The sequence below is a fragment of the Streptomyces sp. NPDC047014 genome (assembly GCF_040644195.1).
Taxonomy (GTDB): domain Bacteria; phylum Actinomycetota; class Actinomycetes; order Streptomycetales; family Streptomycetaceae; genus Streptomyces.
Genome location: NZ_JBEYVX010000021.1, coordinates 14,588 through 31,995 on the forward strand (window position 1 = coordinate 14,588; position 17,408 = coordinate 31,995).

A 17,408-nucleotide genomic window follows, 5' to 3' on the forward strand; every position below is an offset into this window, starting at 1 on the left:
GCCTCAGCCTGCCGGTTCAGAACGTGGGGGCCCTCTTGAAGATCTTTTCCGCCGCGCTCGGCGCGCACCACACCGGTGTCCGTGCGCGGAGGATCACAACGAAACACAGCAGCACCTGAGCGAAATGATTGACGCAGACAACCTTTCACGCTCTGTAGAGCCAGGTCTGGATCCTGCGCGGGTGTCTGCGTATGTTCGTCGTCCCCCACCGGGAGGCAACCCGGGAGACCGAGAAGGGACCACATGCAAGAACCACCGAGCGGCTAGTCCGTAAAAGCAAACAGCGCCCGGGAGAGGCAACTCCCGGGCGCCGAACGCGAAGAGCCACATCTCCAGCCGAGGCAACGGTCGGAGAGACCCATCATCACCGCGCCGGCCCTTTCCACGGGGCACACCGGCTGCGGCATCACTCAGGGAGAGTTTTGCATGGGCACGCCCCTGCGCGAAAGGCCGGACCCTCTGGCCGCCTCCGCGGACTGTACGGCGGACGCCGCCCATCCGCCCCTCTGGCACGGGAGTGAAGCCTGATGGCACGCATCCGCACCATCAAGCCCGAGGCTTTCGAATCCGAGGATCTTGCCTCCGTCACCGTCACCGCGGTGCTCACCTTCTTCGGATTGCTGACCCAGGCGGACGACTCCGGTCGGTTCCGCGACCACCCGGCCGTCATCGCCGGGCGACTGTGGGCGCTGCGCCCGGAGCACACTCCCGCCCATGTCGCCCACGATCTGGAGCAGCTGGCCGCAGCCGGCCTGGTGTGCCGGTACACCGGCTGCGACGGCAAGTCCTGGCTGCACATCGTGACCTGGGACCGGCACCAGAAGATCAACCGCGCTTCGGAATCCCGACTGCCCCGCTGCCCCACCCACGAGGCGGCCAAGGCGTGCGGCGAGTGCGACCGCCCCCGCTGCCGCACCGAGACCCATGCGGCGGCCCACGAGCCGCCCGTCGGCGGGGGCGACTCTGCGGCAACTCACGGAGTGCTCACCCGAACCGGTCCGTCCGATTCGACCGCATCCACGCCCACGGTGATGCGCGCCACGCCCACCCATGGGGATGAGACTGCGGCCGCAACACCCCCGAGCCCTCCCATCGAGAGCCCCGCGAGGAAAGCCGCAGGCCAGGGCGTTGCGCCGCAAGCAGGCGACGTGACTGACGCCACATTCACTGAGGGTTCGCGGTCTGGATCTAGGATCTTGGATCCTGGATCTCCCCGTAGGGGGCGCGGGACGCCCACGCTCAGCTCCTCCTCGGAGGAAGCCCTGGAAGCGGCTGAGGCGAGCGAGTGGTCGGCGAAGGTCCTGATGGCCGAGTACCTTCGCGGCTGCCCCGGAGGACGTCCCCCGAAGAAGTTCCTCGGGCACCTCGGCAAGGAGATCCGCTCGCTGCTGGACGAGGGCTACGGCCCCGACGTCCTGAGACCGGCGCTGGAGCGGCTGCGCTCCAAGGGGCTGAACCCCAGTGTCCTGCCGAGCCTAGTCAACGAACTTCTCAATGCCGGGCCTGCGCCGTCGTCGAGTTCGAGCCCGTCCTCCGCCTCCGGCGCGGGGCCCTGGGCCAACGCCTCCCCCGCGTACACGCCGTACCGCAATCCCACTGAGCCGACCGGCACCTTCGGAGTCGCCCTGTGAACCGCACCAGCCTCGCCGACCCCCAGACCACCGCGGACAACGCAGCGATGGCCTGGATGCGGCGCAAGCTCGCCGAGCGCAGCATCGACCCCAGCGCCCCCGTCGCAGACACCCCGGAAGCGATCCCCGCCTTGGAAGCCGCTCAGCTGCGCATCCCGCGCGACTACCGAGAGGCCCAGGTCGAGCACCCCGCCGTAGCCGAGTGGGTCCGCACCATCGCCGACAGCGCAGTCGGCCACGCGGCGAGCCCGCTGAACCCGCACTTCGGGGCCGCCGGGCAGCGCGAGATCACCCATGGCCGCAGCCTGCTGCTGTGGGGGGCCACCGGCCCCGGTAAGACGCATCAGGCGTACGCCGCGATCCGCGCCCTGACCGCGGCTGGGTGCGGAGTGCGCTGGCACGCCACAACTGCCGCAGACCTGTATGGCGCGATGCGAGCGCGCGGGGGCACCGATCCGGAGTACCTGCTGCGCCGGATCGTGCGGATGCCGCTGCTGCTCCTGGACGACCTCGGCGCCGCCAAGGGCTCGGCGTGGACCGAAGAGATCAACTTCCGCCTGCTGAACTGGCGAGCGCAGAACCAGCTGCCGACGATCATCACCACGAACCTGCCACCGGTCCGCATGCCGAAGATGGCCCCCGGCCAACCGGTACTGCGGGACCAAGTCGGCGACCGCGTGCTGAGCCGCCTGTCCGGCATGTGCTTGCCGGTCCACATCGATGGACCCGACCGCCGCTACCGCGCCGCCTGACCCGCCGCGCCCACCACCTTCCACCGCCCGGCCCGCGAGCCGGCCCGCGGGCACCCGCCGCCGCGTGCCGCCCCCGCTCGCCGCAGCCCGGCATGCCCTGGAGACCCTCCCCATGCGCCACATCACCACCAACACCCAGCCGGTCTCGGAACTGCGCGGCATCGCCGACATCTCGTGGCACGCCCGCGGGAAGTGCCACGACCTCACCCCCACCGAGGCCGACCGCCTGTTCTTCTCCGCACCGCGCGCCCACACCCCTATCGCCGAGGCAAAGACGCTCTGCGGTGCCTGCCCCGTACGCCAGGACTGCTTCACGCACGCCTTGGACAACGACATCCGCTGGGGCATGTGGGGCGGCCTGACCGAGGCGGAACGCAAGCCGTGGCACGCCAAGGTCGCCAAGCGCCTCGACTACGCCCGAGTCCGCGCCGCACTCATGGGCCGCGACGTCCACCTCACCGCACCCGAACGCGACACCGTCACCCGCGCCGCCTATCTCCGCGGCTGGAGCGCCCAGCGTCTGGCCTACGCACTCCGCATCGACCTCGACCATGCCCGTGACCTGCTGCGCGAAGCCCGCCACGCCGTGGCCGACCGCGACCGGTACTGGCAGGTCCCTGCCGCGGAGAGCGAGGACACCAGCTCTCCGGACCAGGGCGAGGAGGCCGACGGCGAGACCGCACCTGCGGAAACGATTTGCCAGGTGCCCCGCCAGGCCCAGACGCACGAACTGATCAATGCCCTGAGGAAGGCGGCTTGAACTGCCCGCCCGCCCGACCACCAGCGGACACACCCCGCATCCCCCAGCAAGCCCGGAGAAAGGGAGCCCTTGACCGAGGAGAACGCCGACCGATACGCCCTGATCGCTGCCGGGACAGTGATCATCGTCCTGACCGGCGCCGGATTCTGGCTCTCCTACGCCCACCTCGCCGAGGTCGCCGGGCGTCACGGTCTGCACAGCTCGCCGATCCGGCAGTGGGCCTGGCCCGCCACACTGGACATGTTCATCGTCGCCGGCGAGCTGCTGATGCTGCGGGCAGGACTTCGGCGGGTCACGGACTGGTGGGCGGTCGGACTGACGGCTGTCGGGTCACTCGGATCGATCGCCCTGAACGTGGCCGGCGTGAGCGGCACCACGACCGGTCCGGTTCCACTCCTCGACTACCTGGTCGCGGCGGTCCCACCGACCGCCGCCCTGCTGGCCTTCGGCGTCATGATGAGGCAGATCCAGCAACGTGTCGCCAGGCCGATCCGGACCGGCCGGACCGGGGCCCGGACCGGACCCAATCCGGACCGGACCGACATCCCCACCACACCGCCCCGCCCCGGACCGAAACCCGGACCGGACCCGGACTCAGGCCGGACCACCGGACGGCCGGACCGCACGGAAACCCGGACCGGACCCAACCCGGACCGGACCGAAACGCCCACCACGCCGCCCCGCCCCGGACCAGTCCGCCCCGGGACCGTCCGGGCCAGAGTGCACACCGGACGGGGGGATCGCCGGACCGGACCGCGGCGCCTCTCTGAGGCCGAGGTCGTCGAGCAGGTCCTCCCGGACGTGCCTGCGGTCCTGGCGGCCGACGGGAACGAGCAGATCACCAGGGCACAACTGCGGAGCATCATGCGTGCCCGCGGAATCCCCCTCGGCAACGAGCACATCGGTCCCGTCCTGACCTCGCTCCGTGCCGCCACCGCCCCCACCACGTCCTCCGAAGGAGCCACCCGCTGATGAAGACATGCGACCGATTCACCGACCTGAAGGCTGGATACGAACGCGACATCGTCTTCTTGCGGAACCATGCCGCCCTTCACGCGGGAAGCATCGCCTCGAAGTCGAGTACGCGTCACGCCTTGGCGGTGAAGCAGAACATGGCCCGGGCGCTCACCCGCCATTTCGCGCGCTGCCCCCTCTGCACGTGAGCCCGTTACCCGTACGGCGGCCCGGAGCAGCGCCCGGGCCGCCCCTCCCCGTTTCCGCACCTGACCCCCGAAAGGGCCGAACCGCGCATGACCTCAGCCGAGCACTCTCCGGAAACGGAGCAGACCCAGCGCGTCGGACCGGCCGAGTCGTCCCGCCATGACGGCCGTTCCTCGAGTACCAACTCGTCCCCGGAAGGAGCAAGTTATCGGCCAAGACGCTCTTCCCCGTCGGGGAAGAGCGCCATGGCCAATCCCGCCCCAGGGGTGGCGGGAGCGGACCGGAGCCAGGGGGCACCGGTCCACCAGACAGCGACCGAGGGCGGATCGCAGCCAGAGGAGCAGCCCGCGCCGCGCCGCAACCGCCGCGCCACGAAGAACGCCTCGCGCAAGCGCTCGCCGAAGACCGCCGCCGACAAGCGCAGCTACGTGTGCAGCGTCCGCCTCAACAACGCCGAGAAGCACCAACTCGCCACCGCTGCCGCAGCAGCCCGCACGAGCCTGCCCGCGTTCCTCGCCCGCAGCGCCCTCACCGCCGCCCGCGACCCCGAGCATGCCGCCGGCGCCATCGCCGGCGAACGTGAGCTGATCTCCGAGATGTTCGCCGCCCGCCGGCACCTCGGCCACGTCGGCAACAACCTCAACCAGCTGACCCGCGCCATCAACTCCGGTGACCGACCGACGGACGCCCACCTCGACGCGGTACTGACAGCCGTACGCCGTGCCACCGACCGGGTCCAGGCCGCCACCGACCGACTCCTCGAACACCGCTAGGAACACCCCACCGTCATGGTCCCCAAGATCCACAAGCGCGGGGCGCGCACCATCGGCCTGCTGTACTACCTGTACGGACCCGGCAGAGCCGAAGAGCACATCGACCCGCATCTCGTGGCGTCCTGGGACCACGCCGCCCCCGACCCCGGCCGCGACCCCGAGGCCACGTACCAGCAGCTGCAGCAGCTCCTCGACCAGCCCTTGGCCCTGCTCGACGAGAACGAGCGCCCGAAGAAGCACGTGTGGCACCTGTCCGTACGCAACGGCCCCACCGACCGGATCCTGTCCGACCAGGAGTGGGGCGACGTTGCCCGCCGCATGGTCGCCGCCGCCGGCATCGACGACCCCGAGCAGGGCGCGGGCTGCCGCTGGGTCGCCGTCCGGCACGCCGCCGACCACATCCACATCCTGGCCACCCTGGTGCGTGAGGACGGCTACCGGCCGGACCTCGACTTCGACGCCGTCCGCGTCCAGGCCGAGGCCCGCCGCCTGGAGCAGGAGCTCGGGCTTCGCCGCCTCAACCCCGGTGACGGCACCGCCGCCAAGCGGCCCACCAGCGCCGAGCGTCACAAGGCTGCCCGCCAGGGCCGCGAGCGCACCGCCCGGGAGGAACTGCGCGAGACCGTCCGTCGGGCCGTTGCCGGCGCCAAAAACGAGACGGAGTTCTTCGACCGCCTGAGCACCGCCGGTGTGCTGGTCCGCACACGTGTCGCACCGTCCGGTGACCTCCTGGGGTACACGGTCGCGCTGCCCGGAGACGTCAACGCTCAAGGTGAGCCGGTCTTCTACCCCGGCTCGAAGCTGGGCCCGGACCTGTCCCTGCCCCGGATCCGGGAGCGCTGGTCTGGCCGCGGCACCGGCCCGGTATCCGAGCAGACGGTGTCGTCGGGGCCCGCATCGGCGCGGCGCCGGGCGAGCACGGCGCTGTGGCAGGCGGTGCTGGTCATGGACAGGGCGGACGACGGGGTGGCCGCGGCCTACATCGCGGCTGCCGGGGAGGTCCTGGACGCGCTCGCAAAGACGTCCGCCGCCCACACCCGGCGCGAACTACGGGAAGCCGCGTTCGTGTTCGAGCGGGCCTCCCGCTCGCATGTGCGGGCCGAACGAGGGCACGACCGGGCCCTTCGCCAGGCTGCCCGCGACCTCGTCCACAGCGGTCCGGCACTCGGGCGAGGGGAAGACGGCGCGACGACCGCGATGGTGATCGACGCCGTGTTCTTCCTAGTGACCGTGGCCGCGCACTGGCACGGGAAGAAGGCACACGCCCAACAGGCCGCCGCCGCCCAGCTGGCCGCCGTGCACCTGCGCACGGCCTACCGGGCCGCCGCCGCGCAGCCAATGGGTGTGCTGGCCGTACGAGGCCGGTCGCTCGCTCTTCCGGTGCTGCGCCGCCAGGTCCTCCGAGTCCGGGAAGCACTGCCGTCGGCGGTGGCGGAGCAGGTGCTGGCGGAAGCCGGGTGGGCAGCGCTGGCAGCGACCCTGGCCGATGCCGAGGCGGCCGGGTACGACGCCACCGCCCTGCTGGCCGACGCGGCTGCCCGCCGAGAGCTGGCGAGCGCCGAGTCGATGTCCGACGTGCTGGTGTGGCGGCTGCGCCGCGCCGCGGACCTACCGGCCGACGCCCAGGTGACGCCCATGCCCGAGGGCGGCTCCGTCCAATCGGACCCCGCCGGGCGGAAGGCCGGGAACCCGGCCGCGAAGGGCCCACAGCGCCGCCGGAGGTGACTGAGCTTTCAGGAATACGTGAGTTGCCGCAGGTGGGGGCGGTGGGGCACGCTTCATGACCCGCCGCCGTTGCGGGGAGCCAACTGGGAGGGGAGTCCGAGTGTTCGGTCGTAGGAAGGCGAAGCAGGAGCGTGGGCAGACAGGGCCAGCGGGCGTCCCGTGGTTGGCGTACCCGGAGCCGCAGTGGCCCCAGCCCGCCCAGCCGACGCCCGAGCCCGCACCGGCCGCTCCGGTAGTGGACGACTTCCTGCCTCCGGACTTCCGGATGGACACCGACGACGAGCTGGCCGGCCGGTTCATGCCGTGGCGCCGCCCCCTCGTCGTCGACGGTGAGGTCCGCGCCTGCCCGCAGTGCGAGCGGTACCGGGACTGGGTGATTCTGTGCACCCAGGGCCGGATCTGGCTGCGCTGCCGCGACGGACACGAGACCCTGGAGCCCCGCCTGGACGTGGCCTGGTACAACCGCAACAGCGGACCGAGCAATGGCAAGTTCGGCACGCTTGAGGAGGGCCTGCGCTCCCTCGACCACTGATCCGGCGCCCGGTGTCCCCCAGGAACCCCTGTATTCCTGCCCTGCCGCTCGGAGGAGGCGGCCACGGTCAGCCCACTCGTATCCGACCCAGGGAACCTGTATGCGCCTTCGCCATTCCGCCATCCTCACCAGCACCTGCCTCGCCCTTTGGCCTCTGACCGGCTGTTCCACCCCGCCCTCCGACAGCACGCCCACCGCGACGTCGGAGCAGCTGGAGGAGAGGTTGCTCACCGCCGACGATCTCGGCCCCGGCTACGCCTCCCGCCCCGCCGCAACCACGGCCTTGCCCGAGACGTCCGTCGAGGGGTGCCCGCAGCTGGAGCAGCTGGGCAGTGCCGCGGACAACCCGTACGCGATGTTCCCGACCCAGGGAAAGCGTGTGTTCGTCGGCCCCGGCGGCACCCAGCTAACCGAGGAGCTGTACTCCGCACCGCCGAAGGAACTTTCCGCGGGAGTCGGGCGGATCATGACCGCTATGGCTGCCTGCCCGTCGTACCAGCTGGTCACCGCCACCACCGTGGCGGAGGTCCGTACCCAGGCAGTGCGGGCGCCCCGTCTCGGTGACGAGCAGTGGGGACAGGTCCTCACCATCACCGCCGGCGGGCGGCGCACCGTCGTCCAGCAGACCGTAATTCGGGACGGGGCCCTGCTCCTGGTCGTCTCCGGCAGCCCTGCGGAGGTCATGGTCCACGGGCAGACCGCCCTGGCCAAGGTGACGACTCGCTGAGCGACTGCTCGAGATCCGAGTCGTTGCTCTGGAGCTCTGTCCTCGTTGAGTGGGGGTGGAAGAGGGAAAGAAGGCGTTGGTCCAGGAGCTGGCCGAGGGCGTGCTCTTGGCCCAGATGCAGCGGCAGATGGCGACGCAGCCGCAGGCCGCCTTGGAGAGTGTGGAGCGCTTCGTGCTGGTGATGCACGAGATGTCGGGGAGTGCCATCGACACCGCGTTGGCGGCCGGTGTGGGCTGGCATGAGATCGGACGGGCTCTCGCCTTGCTGGAGAACTCCGGGATTCTCTTGCGGCAGGCAACAGCACTGCTGCTTGGTCGGCCTGCTGCTGATCGTGCTGCCGAGCAGGAGATGCTTGCCCTCGCCCTCGGGGAAGAACACGTCGATGGCACGGGCGAAGAGCGCACCAACGAACAGAGGACCACCGTGTCCGCTGTCGAAGACGTCTGGGCAACGGCAGTGGCCCGGTTTCAGCAGAACACCCGTGTCAATGTGCCGATTTCCCCGATGCGGAATCTCAGGATGTCGTCCGACCGGTTCACGAGCGGGCCGGCATAGGCGACCAACCCCACTCGTGCCGCCGACTCCCCGCCCGCCCCGCACGCACAAGCGCTGAGGCCAGGCGGGGCGTCGGGCGTAGATAGGGGTGCGTCGATCCGCCAGAGTCTCATGTCGATCAATGACCGCAGCGAGACGCAAAGGCCGACGGCCGGACCCAAAAGGGGTCCGGCCGTCGGCAAATCAGGCAGTCGGCTTCACAGTGAGCTGGCCTGCGCTGCTCCCCGGCAGGGTGTGGCGGAGCACCGGTGCGGGCGAGGCCAGAGAGCTGGCAAAAGCAGCAACGAGATCATGCGGCGTACTCGCGGAGAACATGGCGGCCCACAGCAGTCCGGCGCCCATCCTCGGTTCGCACCACGCCTGCCACCCCGCTGCCTCTCCCTCAGGATCGAGGACGAGCGGGTCGCCGTCCTGGATGCCCTCGGCCGGCAGCGTCGTGAAGGCCATGCTGGCCGCCATCCGCGGGTCGGACATGACGGCCGGAGTATCGACGTCGCGGACCCAGCCAGCGCCCGCCAATGCGTCGAGCACCGCCTGCGGTCCGGCGTAGCCGTGGGCGGGATCCGGGCGGTCCTCCAGCGCGAACAGGAAGTCGGTGACGGCCTCGTGCGGCGTGCCGGCGGAGAAGTAGGCGCTCCACTGGGGAAGGCTCTCGGGTGTGGCGCGGGCAGAGACCGTCCATGCCACCGGCTGGTCGCCCAAAAGGATGGGCTCGTCGGCCAGTACCCACTGCGCCCAGCTCAGCGCGTCCGGAGCAACGTACAGGACAGTGCTGCGAAGAACCTGCCGGGCGTCGTCGGACTCATCCGGCTCGCGTCGGCCCCGGACGAGCGTGAGGCTGGTCCAGCCCGCAGCAGCGAGGTGGGAGCCGACCTGGTCGGCGAGGAGGCCGTCGTCACCGGCGAGATGGCGTGGGGTGACCCAGTACGCGGGAAAGGAAGAGGAATCAGGGGACGGGGGCAGAAGTGCTCCTTGGCGTTATGGGATTTGACGGCGCGTACCGGCGTCGGAGACGGCGCGCAGCCGCCGTCTGCAGGCCGGCGGCTCGACAGGAGGCATCCAGGTCAGGGACTCGGCGACCGGCCGGGGGAGGTATCCGTACTGCACCGCCTGCGCGTCCTCGGCCAGATAGACGACCGGTCGGCCGTCCTGGTCCGTGTCCGCGGTCACGGTGCCCATCCTGTGGGCCATGGGAGCGAACGGGTTGATCCCGAGCCGGACGCGGGCGGAAGGATCCGCCATGGACAGGTGTTTCATCAGATCGGCGACGGTCATCTCGGCGCCGAGCTCGACTTCAAGGGTCACGGTTCTCCTCACGGGTGGAACTCGCTGTGGTGGATGCGGATGTGCATCGCGCGGCCTGCGGGAGCAGACCACGGTGGAGGAAGAGCGTGGGTGCTACAACCGGCGAGCGGTGGCGAGCACCTCGGAAACGATGGCGGCCACGAACCGTGCAGGGGTCTGCGGATCGAAGACGACGCGGTAACCGGGAACCTCCGCGGTGCCGGTGACAGCGAGGACCCAGCCCTCCTCCTCAGCTCCGGGCCGTCCATCGGGAAACCAGCCGAGATACAGCCTCCCGTCAGCCGAAGAGATATGGGTGTCGGCCCGGTCATCGACGATGAGGTTGAAGTCGCCGTTCGCCTCAGGGAAGCAGTCGATGACCTCGGTCGCCTGCCCGGGGCCCAGAAGCCAGCTATGCAAACGCAACTTCTCGATACTGGTGCGGAATCCGGCGTTTGACAGTTCCACCGTCACAAGCATCACCTCTCTGACCTGGGAAGACTCCCAATCATGGGAAGGTCGTCTAGGTTGACATGCAGTGCAGCGCCGCACCAGCCCTTGCAGGATCTTTCCTGTCTGCCACCGGCGAACTCGACTTTCCTGGTGTGCTGTAGGGCCTCACGTTTCGCTGCACAGTCTCATCCTCTGGTTCATATCGACTGCATTTATGCAGCGCTCATGAGACAAGCAGGCCGGCGCGTTCACCCTTTCGAGCTACCTCGCTTCTCGGTTAGGTGCGTTCTCTCGGCGGTGGGCAGTCTGGTCGTACGGACCATGGTCTGGATGGGGGTACGTCGTGGGCATTGCTGCGGAAGTCGTGGCCAGAGTGCGCTGCGATAACGGCGACGCTGTTGAGGAGTACGTCTGGTCATCCGTTTCCGAGGAGCGGTTGGCCTCTGCAGCACCGTGGCGGATGTTTCGCTGGTACCGAGGGCAGAAGCACTACTCGGGTGCCTATTGGTCAGCGACTTTGCGGAGCCACGTGATCTACGAGTCGCGTCTGGAGCTGGCTCGACTGCTTTTCGCGGATTTCGATCCCAGCGTGCATGGAATCGTGGCTCAGCCGTTCCTGCTTCAGACCGTCCTGGAGGGGAAGCTCCGCAGGCACGTTCCCGACTTTCTCCTCCTCACCGATGAGGTGCCAGTGATCGTCGACGTCAAGCCTCTGCATCGTCTGTCCAGGCCCGAGGTCGTGTTCACTTTCGGTTGGACCCGGCGGGCGGTGGAAGCGCGTGGATGGAAGTACGAGGTCTGGAGCGAGCCTCCGACCGGAGAGCTGGAGAACGTCCGATTCCTGGCGGGCTTCCGCAGGGAGTGGCTGTTCAGTACCGCGCTGTTACAGGACCTTCGCGAAGCCGACCTTCATGGAGTGCCCTTGGGGCAGGCTGCTTCGTACTTGCCTGTGCATCCGGCCTCCCAGGTTCGGTCAGCCATCCATCATCTGCTCTGGACGCAGAGTCTCGTTACCGATCTTGACCGGCCACTGCGGCCCTCCCACATCCTGTGGCAGGCAGCATGAGCAGGGCCGGTGCTCGTGTAGGGGTCGGTACGCGATTCCGCTACGACGGGGAGACCGTCGAAGTGGTCGAGCTGGCGGCGACGACTGCGGGGAACGAAGTGGTCCTCAAGGACGGGCATGGGCGCGTCCGACGGCTGTCCTTGAAAGAGCTGTTGTTCTCCGATCGTGCCGAGATCGTCCCTGACCAGGCCGGTCCGTCAGCAGAGGACGCCGGGGAGATCGCCTCGGTTGTCCTGAGTCAGCTGCGTGCTGACGAGCGCCGGAAAGTCCTGGAGCGAGCGGAGCATGTCCGCGAGGTCCTGACGGGCTACCGCTCGGGCAGCGCGGAACTCCCACGCGAAGGGGAGCCACGCACGGAATACGGGGCGAGTGAGCCGGCCGAGGCCCGGTACGCGGCGAAGGCTCGGGAACTGGGAGTATCGGTTCGGTCGGTCAAGCAGTGGGTCGCGGACTTTCGGCGCCATGGTGAGGCCGGCCTCGTCTCAAAGCGTGGTCTGTCCGTGCCGAGGCAGCCGTCGGTCGATGACCGGTGGGTGGAGACCGCTCTGGAAGTGATGGTCGAATACACCGGCCAGTCGAAGCCGTCGCGGACGCTGGTGATTGAGCGGACGCGGGCGCGGGTGGTTGCCCGGTTCGGTCCGGAGGTGGTGCCGCAGCCGAGCCGGGCGACTGCGTTTCGAGTGCTGGAGGGTCTGGAACGGCGGCATCCGTTGTTCCGGCTGAGTGCGAAGCGGAACCGGGACATCGCCGACCGCCCGGAGGGCGCGTACGGAAAGCTGCGGCCGACGCGGCCGGGCGAGTACCTGCTGATGGACTCGACCCGGCTGGACGTCTTCGCGTTTGACCCGGTCACGCTGCGCTGGGTACAGGCGGAGCTCAGCGTCGGGATGGACTGGTACACGCGGTGCATCACGGGGATCCGGGTGACACCAGTCGCAACGAAGTCGGTCGATGTCAGTGCCGTGCTCTACCAGGCGTTCCGTCCTCGGCCGGCGGGGAGGGACTGGCCCCGGCACGCGGTGTGGCCGGAGCACGGGATCCCGCGGTCGGTGCTGGTGGACGTCGATGCCGCGGACGGGCCGGGGCTCGCGGGACGGGCGATGGTGCCGGAGACGCTGGTCGTCGACCACGGCAAGGTCTACGTCTCGGTGCACCTGACGAGCGTGTGCCGGCGGATGGGGATCTCGATCCAGCCCGCACGGCTGAGGACGGGCCGGGACAAGGGGCCGGTCGAGCGGTTCTTCCGCACACTGCGAGAAGATCTGCTGCAGGCCCTTCCCGGCTACAAGGGCCCGGACATTCACGGCCGGGGTGAGCGTCCGGAGGCGGAGGCGTTCTTCTACCTGGACGAGCTGGAGGCGATCATCCGGGAGTGGGTGGCGGTCGTCTATCACCATCGGCCGCATTCGGCGCTCGTCGATCCGGGCGTGCCGGGGCTGCGGATGTCGCCGGCCACGATGTTCGAGCACGGCGTGGCTCGGGCCGGGTACATCGAGGCGCCCCGTGATCCGGACCTGGCGTTCGAGTTTCTCCAGACGAAGTGGCGCACGGTCCAGCACTATGGGGTTGAGATCGACCGGCGTCGGTACAACGGGTCGGCCCTCACCAAGCTGAAAGGGGTCCGCAGTCCCTACCGGGGGCCGGTGAAGAACGGCTGGCCGTTCCAGGTGGATCCCGACGACATCACCCGGATCTACTTCCGTGATCCCGATGATCGCAGGTGGCACACGCTGCGCTGGGAGCATGCTCCCAGCGTGGAGATGCCGTTGAGCGAGGACGCCCTGGCGTTCGCGCGGAAGCTGGCCGCGGCGAAGTACCGCTACCCCGACGACCGGCTGGCTGTCGCCGACCTGCTGGAACGCTGGAGCCTGGGGCTGGGTAATACCCTCGCCGAGCGGCGTATGGCCCTGCGGCTGTCGCGGGAGCAGGCCGCCATCGACCTTCCCACTACTGAAGGGTCTTCTGTGGTGGCGCTGCCGTCCGTCCGCCGCGCCCTGGGGCAGGGCCTCCCGCTCAGCCCCAGCCAGGAGACCTCACCGGATCAAGCGGAGTCGGAAGGCGGCGATGACGACGAGGCGGACCTCGACGCTTTCTACGCCGCCGCCCTGGACGACGCATGAGTGCCCGGCCGTCGCTGGCCTGCGCGTCGTTGTCCCGGAAGGAGGACTTCAAGGCGTTCGCGGACGCTCCACGCCGACGCCGGCCGGACCCGCTCACCCGTGGACAGCTGGCCGCGCTCAGTCCGTCGGCGCGGGCGGAGTACGACCTCGTCCGGCGCGAGTGGCACGCCAACCTGGGTCCGCTTCGCACCCCTCAGCTCGCGGCGCTGCACGAGGACCTGTGGGACATCGTCGACAGCAACCAGCAAGACGGCGACAAGGCCAAGGGTGCCGTGGCGGTGGACGCCTTTCCGGGGCTGGGCAAGACCACCGCGGTGCTCGCCTTCGCCCGGGAGTTTCACCGCCGCGAGATCGCCGAGCGCGGCCCGTTCACCGCGCAGGGCCATGAGCGCTGGCCGGTGTGCCGGGTGGGCCTGACCGGTAACACCGGCATGAAGGATCTGAACCGGGCGATGCTGGAGTTCTTCGGTCACCCCGGACGCCAGACGTCCACCGCCACCCAGCTCGGGCTCCAGGCGCTGGACTGCGTGCTGTCCTGCGAGGTCCGCCTGCTGATCCTGGACGACCTGCACTTCCTGAAGTGGCGCAGGACCAGCGGCATCGAGGTCAGCAACCACCTGAAATGGATCGCCAACGAGTTCCCCGTCACCCTCCTGAAGGTCGGCGTCGGGCTCGCGGACAAGGGCCTGTTCAGCGAAGGCGAAGCCCTTGGCGAAACAGTACTGGCCCAGACCGGGCGGCGCACGACCCGCCTGGACATGCCGCCCTTCACCGTCGGCACCGAGCAGGGCCGCCTCCAGTGGCGTCAGCTCCTGCTAGCGCTGGAACAGCGTCTCGTGCTGTCCGACGCCTATCCCGGCATGCTCGCCGACGACCTGTCCGACTATCTCTTCACCCGCAGCACCGGCCACATCGGCTCCCTCATGACGCTGGTCAACCGCGGCTGCCAACGCGCCCAGCGCACTGGCACCGAACGCCTCACCAGAGACCTCCTCGACCAGGTCCGCAACGACGAGGCCGCCGAACAGGCCCGCCGCGAACTCGAATACGCCTTCCGGGCGGGGAAGGCCACCAGCCGTCCCCACAGCGTTCGGACCCCCACGTGAACTCGGCACGGCGGACCTTGCCGATCCGGTACGCCCCGTATCCGGGCGAGGCTCTGGACTCCTGGCTGGAGGCATTCGCCGCCAGGCTGAACTGTCCCTTCACCGACGTGCTCGGCGCACTCGGACTCCCGAACCGTGACCCGGCCGTGGCCGCCCCGATCCTGCCCCGCTGGACGACCGTGGCCACTCCCAACGAGCTGGCCGTCATCACCGAAGTCACCGGAGTCGCCGCCGATGTGCTCACGGCCATGACCCTGCAACCGTACGACGGCCACGCGGTGGAGATCGTGCCCGGACAGCGCCGGGTGCACCGGCAAGCCCTGTGGGGACGGGCAGGATCTCGGTTCTGCCCAGCCTGCCTGGAGGAATCCGGCGGCCGCTGGCAGCTGACCTGGCGACTGGGCTGGTCGTTCGCCTGCACCCGTCACCACATCCTGCTCGCCGACCGCTGTCCGGCCTGTCTACGCACGCCGCGACTGCGTTCCCACCCCCGCCGGGAGGTACCCCGCCCCGGCCTGTGCTCCAGCGCGGCCTTGAGCGGCGGCCCCCGCCCACGACGCTGCCACCACCCCCTGACCGACACCCTGGTCACCGCCCTCACGCCCGGCGGCGCCCTGGAAGAGACGCAGCGCCTGATCGACACGGCCCTCGCGGCCCCGGACCGGATGGCGCGATGGCCGCTGTACGGTCCCAGCGGCGTACCCCTGCGGACGGCGCTGCGAGACCTGAAAAGCCTGGGTGCACTCGTCCTCAACCACGCGACGAACGCCGACGTACACAGTGTGGCTCCGGTTGAAGTCCTCGAACGGCTGGAGCAATACCGGACCCATCCGCTGTCTGCGCGTTCCCAACGCCATCCGGACATCCGGCGCAGTGACGTGCACAGCTACTTCGCGCCCGACGACGCCGCGGCCACCGCCGTGGCAACCACCGCGGGGCTCCGCATCCTGTGCGCCGCGGACATCCCCGCGGCAGCCGACGCCGCACGGTGGCTGACCGAGCGGGTCGCCGCCTCCGGCCGCCCCCTCTATCCCGCTGGCGTCGTCTCCGTCGGCGGGACGCTCTCACCCGTCCTCGAAGCGTCCCTGCGCTGCAGCCGGGAGACACAGATCATGCCGGTCTACCGGCTGCGCCACCGCACCGCCGCCCACTCCACCAGGTCTCCGGCCAACCATGACGCCAGGGCCGACATGCTGCCATCAGCCCTGTGGCCCGAGTGGACGCTGCGCCTGTCCCCACGCCACCCCAACGGCAGGCCAGCAACAAAGCGCACGGACGAACTCCTGTCCGTGGCCTGTCTGCTCGTCGGCAACACCACCTCGATCCAGGCCGCCATCCGGCTGACCGGCACCACAGTCACCAGCCACAACGTCTCCACGCTCCTCGCCGACCTCACCCGCCGCAGTGACTGCGCCGACGTCCTGCACGCCCTGATCCTCCTGACCGACCACCTCGACCAGCACGGCACCCCCATCGACTACGCACGCCGCCGCGCCCTGTTCACCAACCAGGCCCGCTTCATCGACCCACGCTGCTGGAGCGATCTGCAGCGCCGCCTGCGCTCGACCGGCGCCCCCAACGTCGCGCACGCCCAGCACTGGATCTTCCACACCCTGACGGGATCGCCGCCGCACCTCGCCCATCCGGACCTCACGCCGGCCGCCGGGCTCATCGCCAGCAGTACCAGCGCTCCCGCTGGCGGATCCTGCCTGCCGAAGCCGAACTGCTCACTCACACCGCTCAAGCGATCCTCGACGAGCATCACATCGACGAACCACTCCAATGGACACCCCGGCTCCCCGCCCGCACTCTGCGCCACCTCACACTCCCCGGCCCCGATCCGGGCAGCATCACCGTCGCCCGGCTGCACCAGGCCGTGCCCAGCGGCGACTTCTCCGTCGCCCAGGTCGCGCGCAGCCTGGGCACCACCACGGCCCACGTCATCTGGCTGCTGTCGAAGCACCCCGTCGACTGGAGCCCACCCCGCTTCCGCCGTACCCAGCACACCGCTACCCGCCTGGGGCAGTGGCGCATCTGGTACCAACAGGACCACCTGTCGCTCCAGGACATCGCCGACCGCGAAGGAACCAGCCTCGCCGCCGTCCGGCTCGCCTTCCTCAAGAACGGCGTCCGGCTGCGCCCTGCTGGTTCGTATCCGGGTCGTCCGAGGAGAAAGTGACGGCAGCGTCGCTGCCGACCAGCTGATCCCTCTCGGTCCGCTCGGCGGCAGTCCGCCACTGCCGCGGTGCGACGGTGGCGGACACCGTGTCAGTGCTTGTGTGTGTGGAGGGGGCTGATGCACAGGGGCTGGCCGGAGCCGGCGGGGTCCACAGGACGGTCCACTGGTCTTTGTCAGGTTGGAAGTTAGGCTTGGTGCCGCCCGCCGCCAGGAGCTGCGCGACGGCGGCCTCGGTGTTCTCGATGCGGAAGGCGAAGTGGAAGGGGAGGGGGTCGGCGGGTCAGTTCGGGGCCTTGAAGCCGTCCTGGTGGGCGAAGACGAGCATCTGGTCCTCGGTGTCGTTGATGGCGTGTGTGTCTTCGACGGTCATGATCGGCCAGCCGGTGTGCTGATGTTAGAAGTCGGCCATCGCCTTGGGGGCGTCGCAGGTCCAGGCGGTGCTGACAATGGAGGCGTTGAGGGGGCCACGGGGCCTGCACTGTTCGGGGAGTCTTCCATGCGGCTGTGCCAGTCGAGAGGTGTGATCGCAGACATCGAGGAACCCGTCCAGGAGTTCACCTCCTCAACGCCGACACTGCCCGCG

17 protein-coding genes are annotated in these 17,408 nt (G+C 69.6%); 14 read left to right on the forward strand and 3 right to left on the reverse strand.

The window, feature by feature from the left end:
- Positions 1–527: 527 nt before the first annotated feature.
- The 10 genes from ABZ873_RS14980 to ABZ873_RS15025 all read left to right on the forward strand — a co-directional run bounded on the left by ABZ873_RS14980 (position 528) and on the right by ABZ873_RS15025 (position 8,617).
- Positions 528–1,631, forward strand: a complete 1,104-nt coding sequence (locus tag ABZ873_RS14980; RefSeq protein ID WP_360870711.1) for a hypothetical protein — start codon at positions 528–530, stop codon at positions 1,629–1,631.
- Positions 1,628–2,383, forward strand: coding sequence for an ATP-binding protein (locus ABZ873_RS14985; protein ID WP_360870714.1), 756 nt, complete (start codon positions 1,628–1,630; stop codon positions 2,381–2,383). The genes ABZ873_RS14980 and ABZ873_RS14985 overlap by 4 nt, the downstream gene beginning before the upstream one ends.
- 112 nt (positions 2,384–2,495) lie before the next feature.
- The gene (locus ABZ873_RS14990) at positions 2,496–3,143 is read left to right on the forward strand and encodes a WhiB family transcriptional regulator (RefSeq protein ID WP_360870717.1); all 648 of its coding nucleotides are present in this window, start codon (positions 2,496–2,498) and stop codon (positions 3,141–3,143) included.
- Positions 3,144–3,212: 69 nt separating this feature from the next.
- Complete coding sequence (locus ABZ873_RS14995; protein ID WP_360870720.1) at positions 3,213–4,115, forward strand: DUF2637 domain-containing protein; 903 nt, start codon at positions 3,213–3,215, stop codon at positions 4,113–4,115.
- Positions 4,115–4,306 carry a hypothetical protein gene (locus ABZ873_RS15000; protein ID WP_360870723.1) on the forward strand — a complete coding sequence of 64 codons (192 nt, stop codon included), beginning with the start codon at positions 4,115–4,117 and terminating at the stop codon, positions 4,304–4,306. Before ABZ873_RS14995 ends, ABZ873_RS15000 begins: the two co-directional genes overlap by 1 nt.
- A gap of 243 nt (positions 4,307–4,549) precedes the next feature.
- Positions 4,550–5,077: a plasmid mobilization relaxosome protein MobC gene (mobC, locus tag ABZ873_RS15005; protein ID WP_360870726.1), complete on the forward strand. Its 528-nt coding sequence runs from the start codon at positions 4,550–4,552 to the stop codon at positions 5,075–5,077.
- A gap of 15 nt (positions 5,078–5,092) precedes the next feature.
- The gene (locus ABZ873_RS15010) at positions 5,093–6,802 is read left to right on the forward strand and encodes a mobilization protein (RefSeq protein WP_360870729.1); all 1,710 of its coding nucleotides are present in this window, start codon (positions 5,093–5,095) and stop codon (positions 6,800–6,802) included.
- Positions 6,803–7,037: 235 nt separating this feature from the next.
- Complete coding sequence (locus ABZ873_RS15015) at positions 7,038–7,334, forward strand: hypothetical protein (RefSeq protein WP_360870732.1); 297 nt, start codon at positions 7,038–7,040, stop codon at positions 7,332–7,334.
- 100 nt (positions 7,335–7,434) lie between these two features.
- On the forward strand, positions 7,435–8,061 hold the full coding sequence (locus tag ABZ873_RS15020; protein WP_360870735.1) for a hypothetical protein: 627 nt from the start codon (positions 7,435–7,437) through the stop codon (positions 8,059–8,061).
- A 55-nt stretch (positions 8,062–8,116) separates the two neighbouring features.
- Positions 8,117–8,617: a hypothetical protein gene (locus ABZ873_RS15025; protein WP_360870738.1), complete on the forward strand. Its 501-nt coding sequence runs from the start codon at positions 8,117–8,119 to the stop codon at positions 8,615–8,617.
- Between the two features lie 183 nt (positions 8,618–8,800).
- Here the strand turns inward: ABZ873_RS15025 and ABZ873_RS15030 are convergent, their stop codons facing one another.
- The 3 genes from ABZ873_RS15030 to ABZ873_RS15040 form a co-directional block, all read right to left on the reverse strand.
- Complete coding sequence (locus ABZ873_RS15030) at positions 8,801–9,580, reverse strand: DUF317 domain-containing protein (protein ID WP_360870925.1); 780 nt, start codon at positions 9,578–9,580, stop codon at positions 8,801–8,803.
- A 15-nt stretch (positions 9,581–9,595) separates the two neighbouring features.
- Positions 9,596–9,922, reverse strand: coding sequence for a hypothetical protein (locus ABZ873_RS15035; protein WP_360870741.1), 327 nt, complete (start codon positions 9,920–9,922; stop codon positions 9,596–9,598).
- Positions 9,923–10,015: 93 nt separating this feature from the next.
- Positions 10,016–10,375: a DUF317 domain-containing protein gene (locus ABZ873_RS15040; RefSeq protein ID WP_360870744.1), complete on the reverse strand. Its 360-nt coding sequence runs from the start codon at positions 10,373–10,375 to the stop codon at positions 10,016–10,018.
- A 322-nt stretch (positions 10,376–10,697) separates the two neighbouring features.
- Between ABZ873_RS15040 and ABZ873_RS15045 the strand changes: the two genes are divergently transcribed.
- The 4 genes from ABZ873_RS15045 to ABZ873_RS15060 are packed head-to-tail and all read left to right on the forward strand — an operon-like array spanning position 10,698 to position 16,943.
- Positions 10,698–11,420 carry a TnsA-like heteromeric transposase endonuclease subunit gene (locus ABZ873_RS15045; protein WP_360870747.1) on the forward strand — a complete coding sequence of 241 codons (723 nt, stop codon included), beginning with the start codon at positions 10,698–10,700 and terminating at the stop codon, positions 11,418–11,420.
- On the forward strand, positions 11,417–13,540 hold the full coding sequence (locus ABZ873_RS15050) for a helix-turn-helix domain-containing protein (RefSeq protein ID WP_360870750.1): 2,124 nt from the start codon (positions 11,417–11,419) through the stop codon (positions 13,538–13,540). The genes ABZ873_RS15045 and ABZ873_RS15050 overlap by 4 nt, the downstream gene beginning before the upstream one ends.
- Positions 13,537–14,646, forward strand: coding sequence for a TniB family NTP-binding protein (locus tag ABZ873_RS15055; RefSeq protein WP_360870753.1), 1,110 nt, complete (start codon positions 13,537–13,539; stop codon positions 14,644–14,646). Before ABZ873_RS15050 ends, ABZ873_RS15055 begins: the two co-directional genes overlap by 4 nt.
- Positions 14,643–16,943, forward strand: coding sequence for a TniQ family protein (locus tag ABZ873_RS15060; protein WP_360870756.1), 2,301 nt, complete (start codon positions 14,643–14,645; stop codon positions 16,941–16,943). Before ABZ873_RS15055 ends, ABZ873_RS15060 begins: the two co-directional genes overlap by 4 nt.
- The last annotated feature ends 465 nt before the right edge of the window (positions 16,944–17,408 follow it).

Excerpts from the sequence above, each read along its gene's own strand:
- ABZ873_RS14980 (WP_360870711.1), top strand. The coding sequence starts at position 528 with ATGGCACGCATCCGCACCATCAAGCCCGAGGCTTTCGAATCCGAGGAT.
- ABZ873_RS14990 (WP_360870717.1), top strand. The coding sequence starts at position 2,496 with ATGCGCCACATCACCACCAACACCCAGCCGGTCTCGGAACTGCGCGGC.
- ABZ873_RS15000 (WP_360870723.1), top strand. The coding sequence starts at position 4,115 with ATGAAGACATGCGACCGATTCACCGACCTGAAGGCTGGATACGAACGC.
- mobC (WP_360870726.1), top strand. The coding sequence starts at position 4,550 with ATGGCCAATCCCGCCCCAGGGGTGGCGGGAGCGGACCGGAGCCAGGGG.
- ABZ873_RS15010 (WP_360870729.1), top strand. The coding sequence starts at position 5,093 with ATGGTCCCCAAGATCCACAAGCGCGGGGCGCGCACCATCGGCCTGCTG.
- ABZ873_RS15020 (WP_360870735.1), top strand. The coding sequence starts at position 7,435 with ATGCGCCTTCGCCATTCCGCCATCCTCACCAGCACCTGCCTCGCCCTT.
- ABZ873_RS15050 (WP_360870750.1), top strand. The coding sequence starts at position 11,417 with ATGAGCAGGGCCGGTGCTCGTGTAGGGGTCGGTACGCGATTCCGCTAC.
- ABZ873_RS15055 (WP_360870753.1), top strand. The coding sequence starts at position 13,537 with ATGAGTGCCCGGCCGTCGCTGGCCTGCGCGTCGTTGTCCCGGAAGGAG.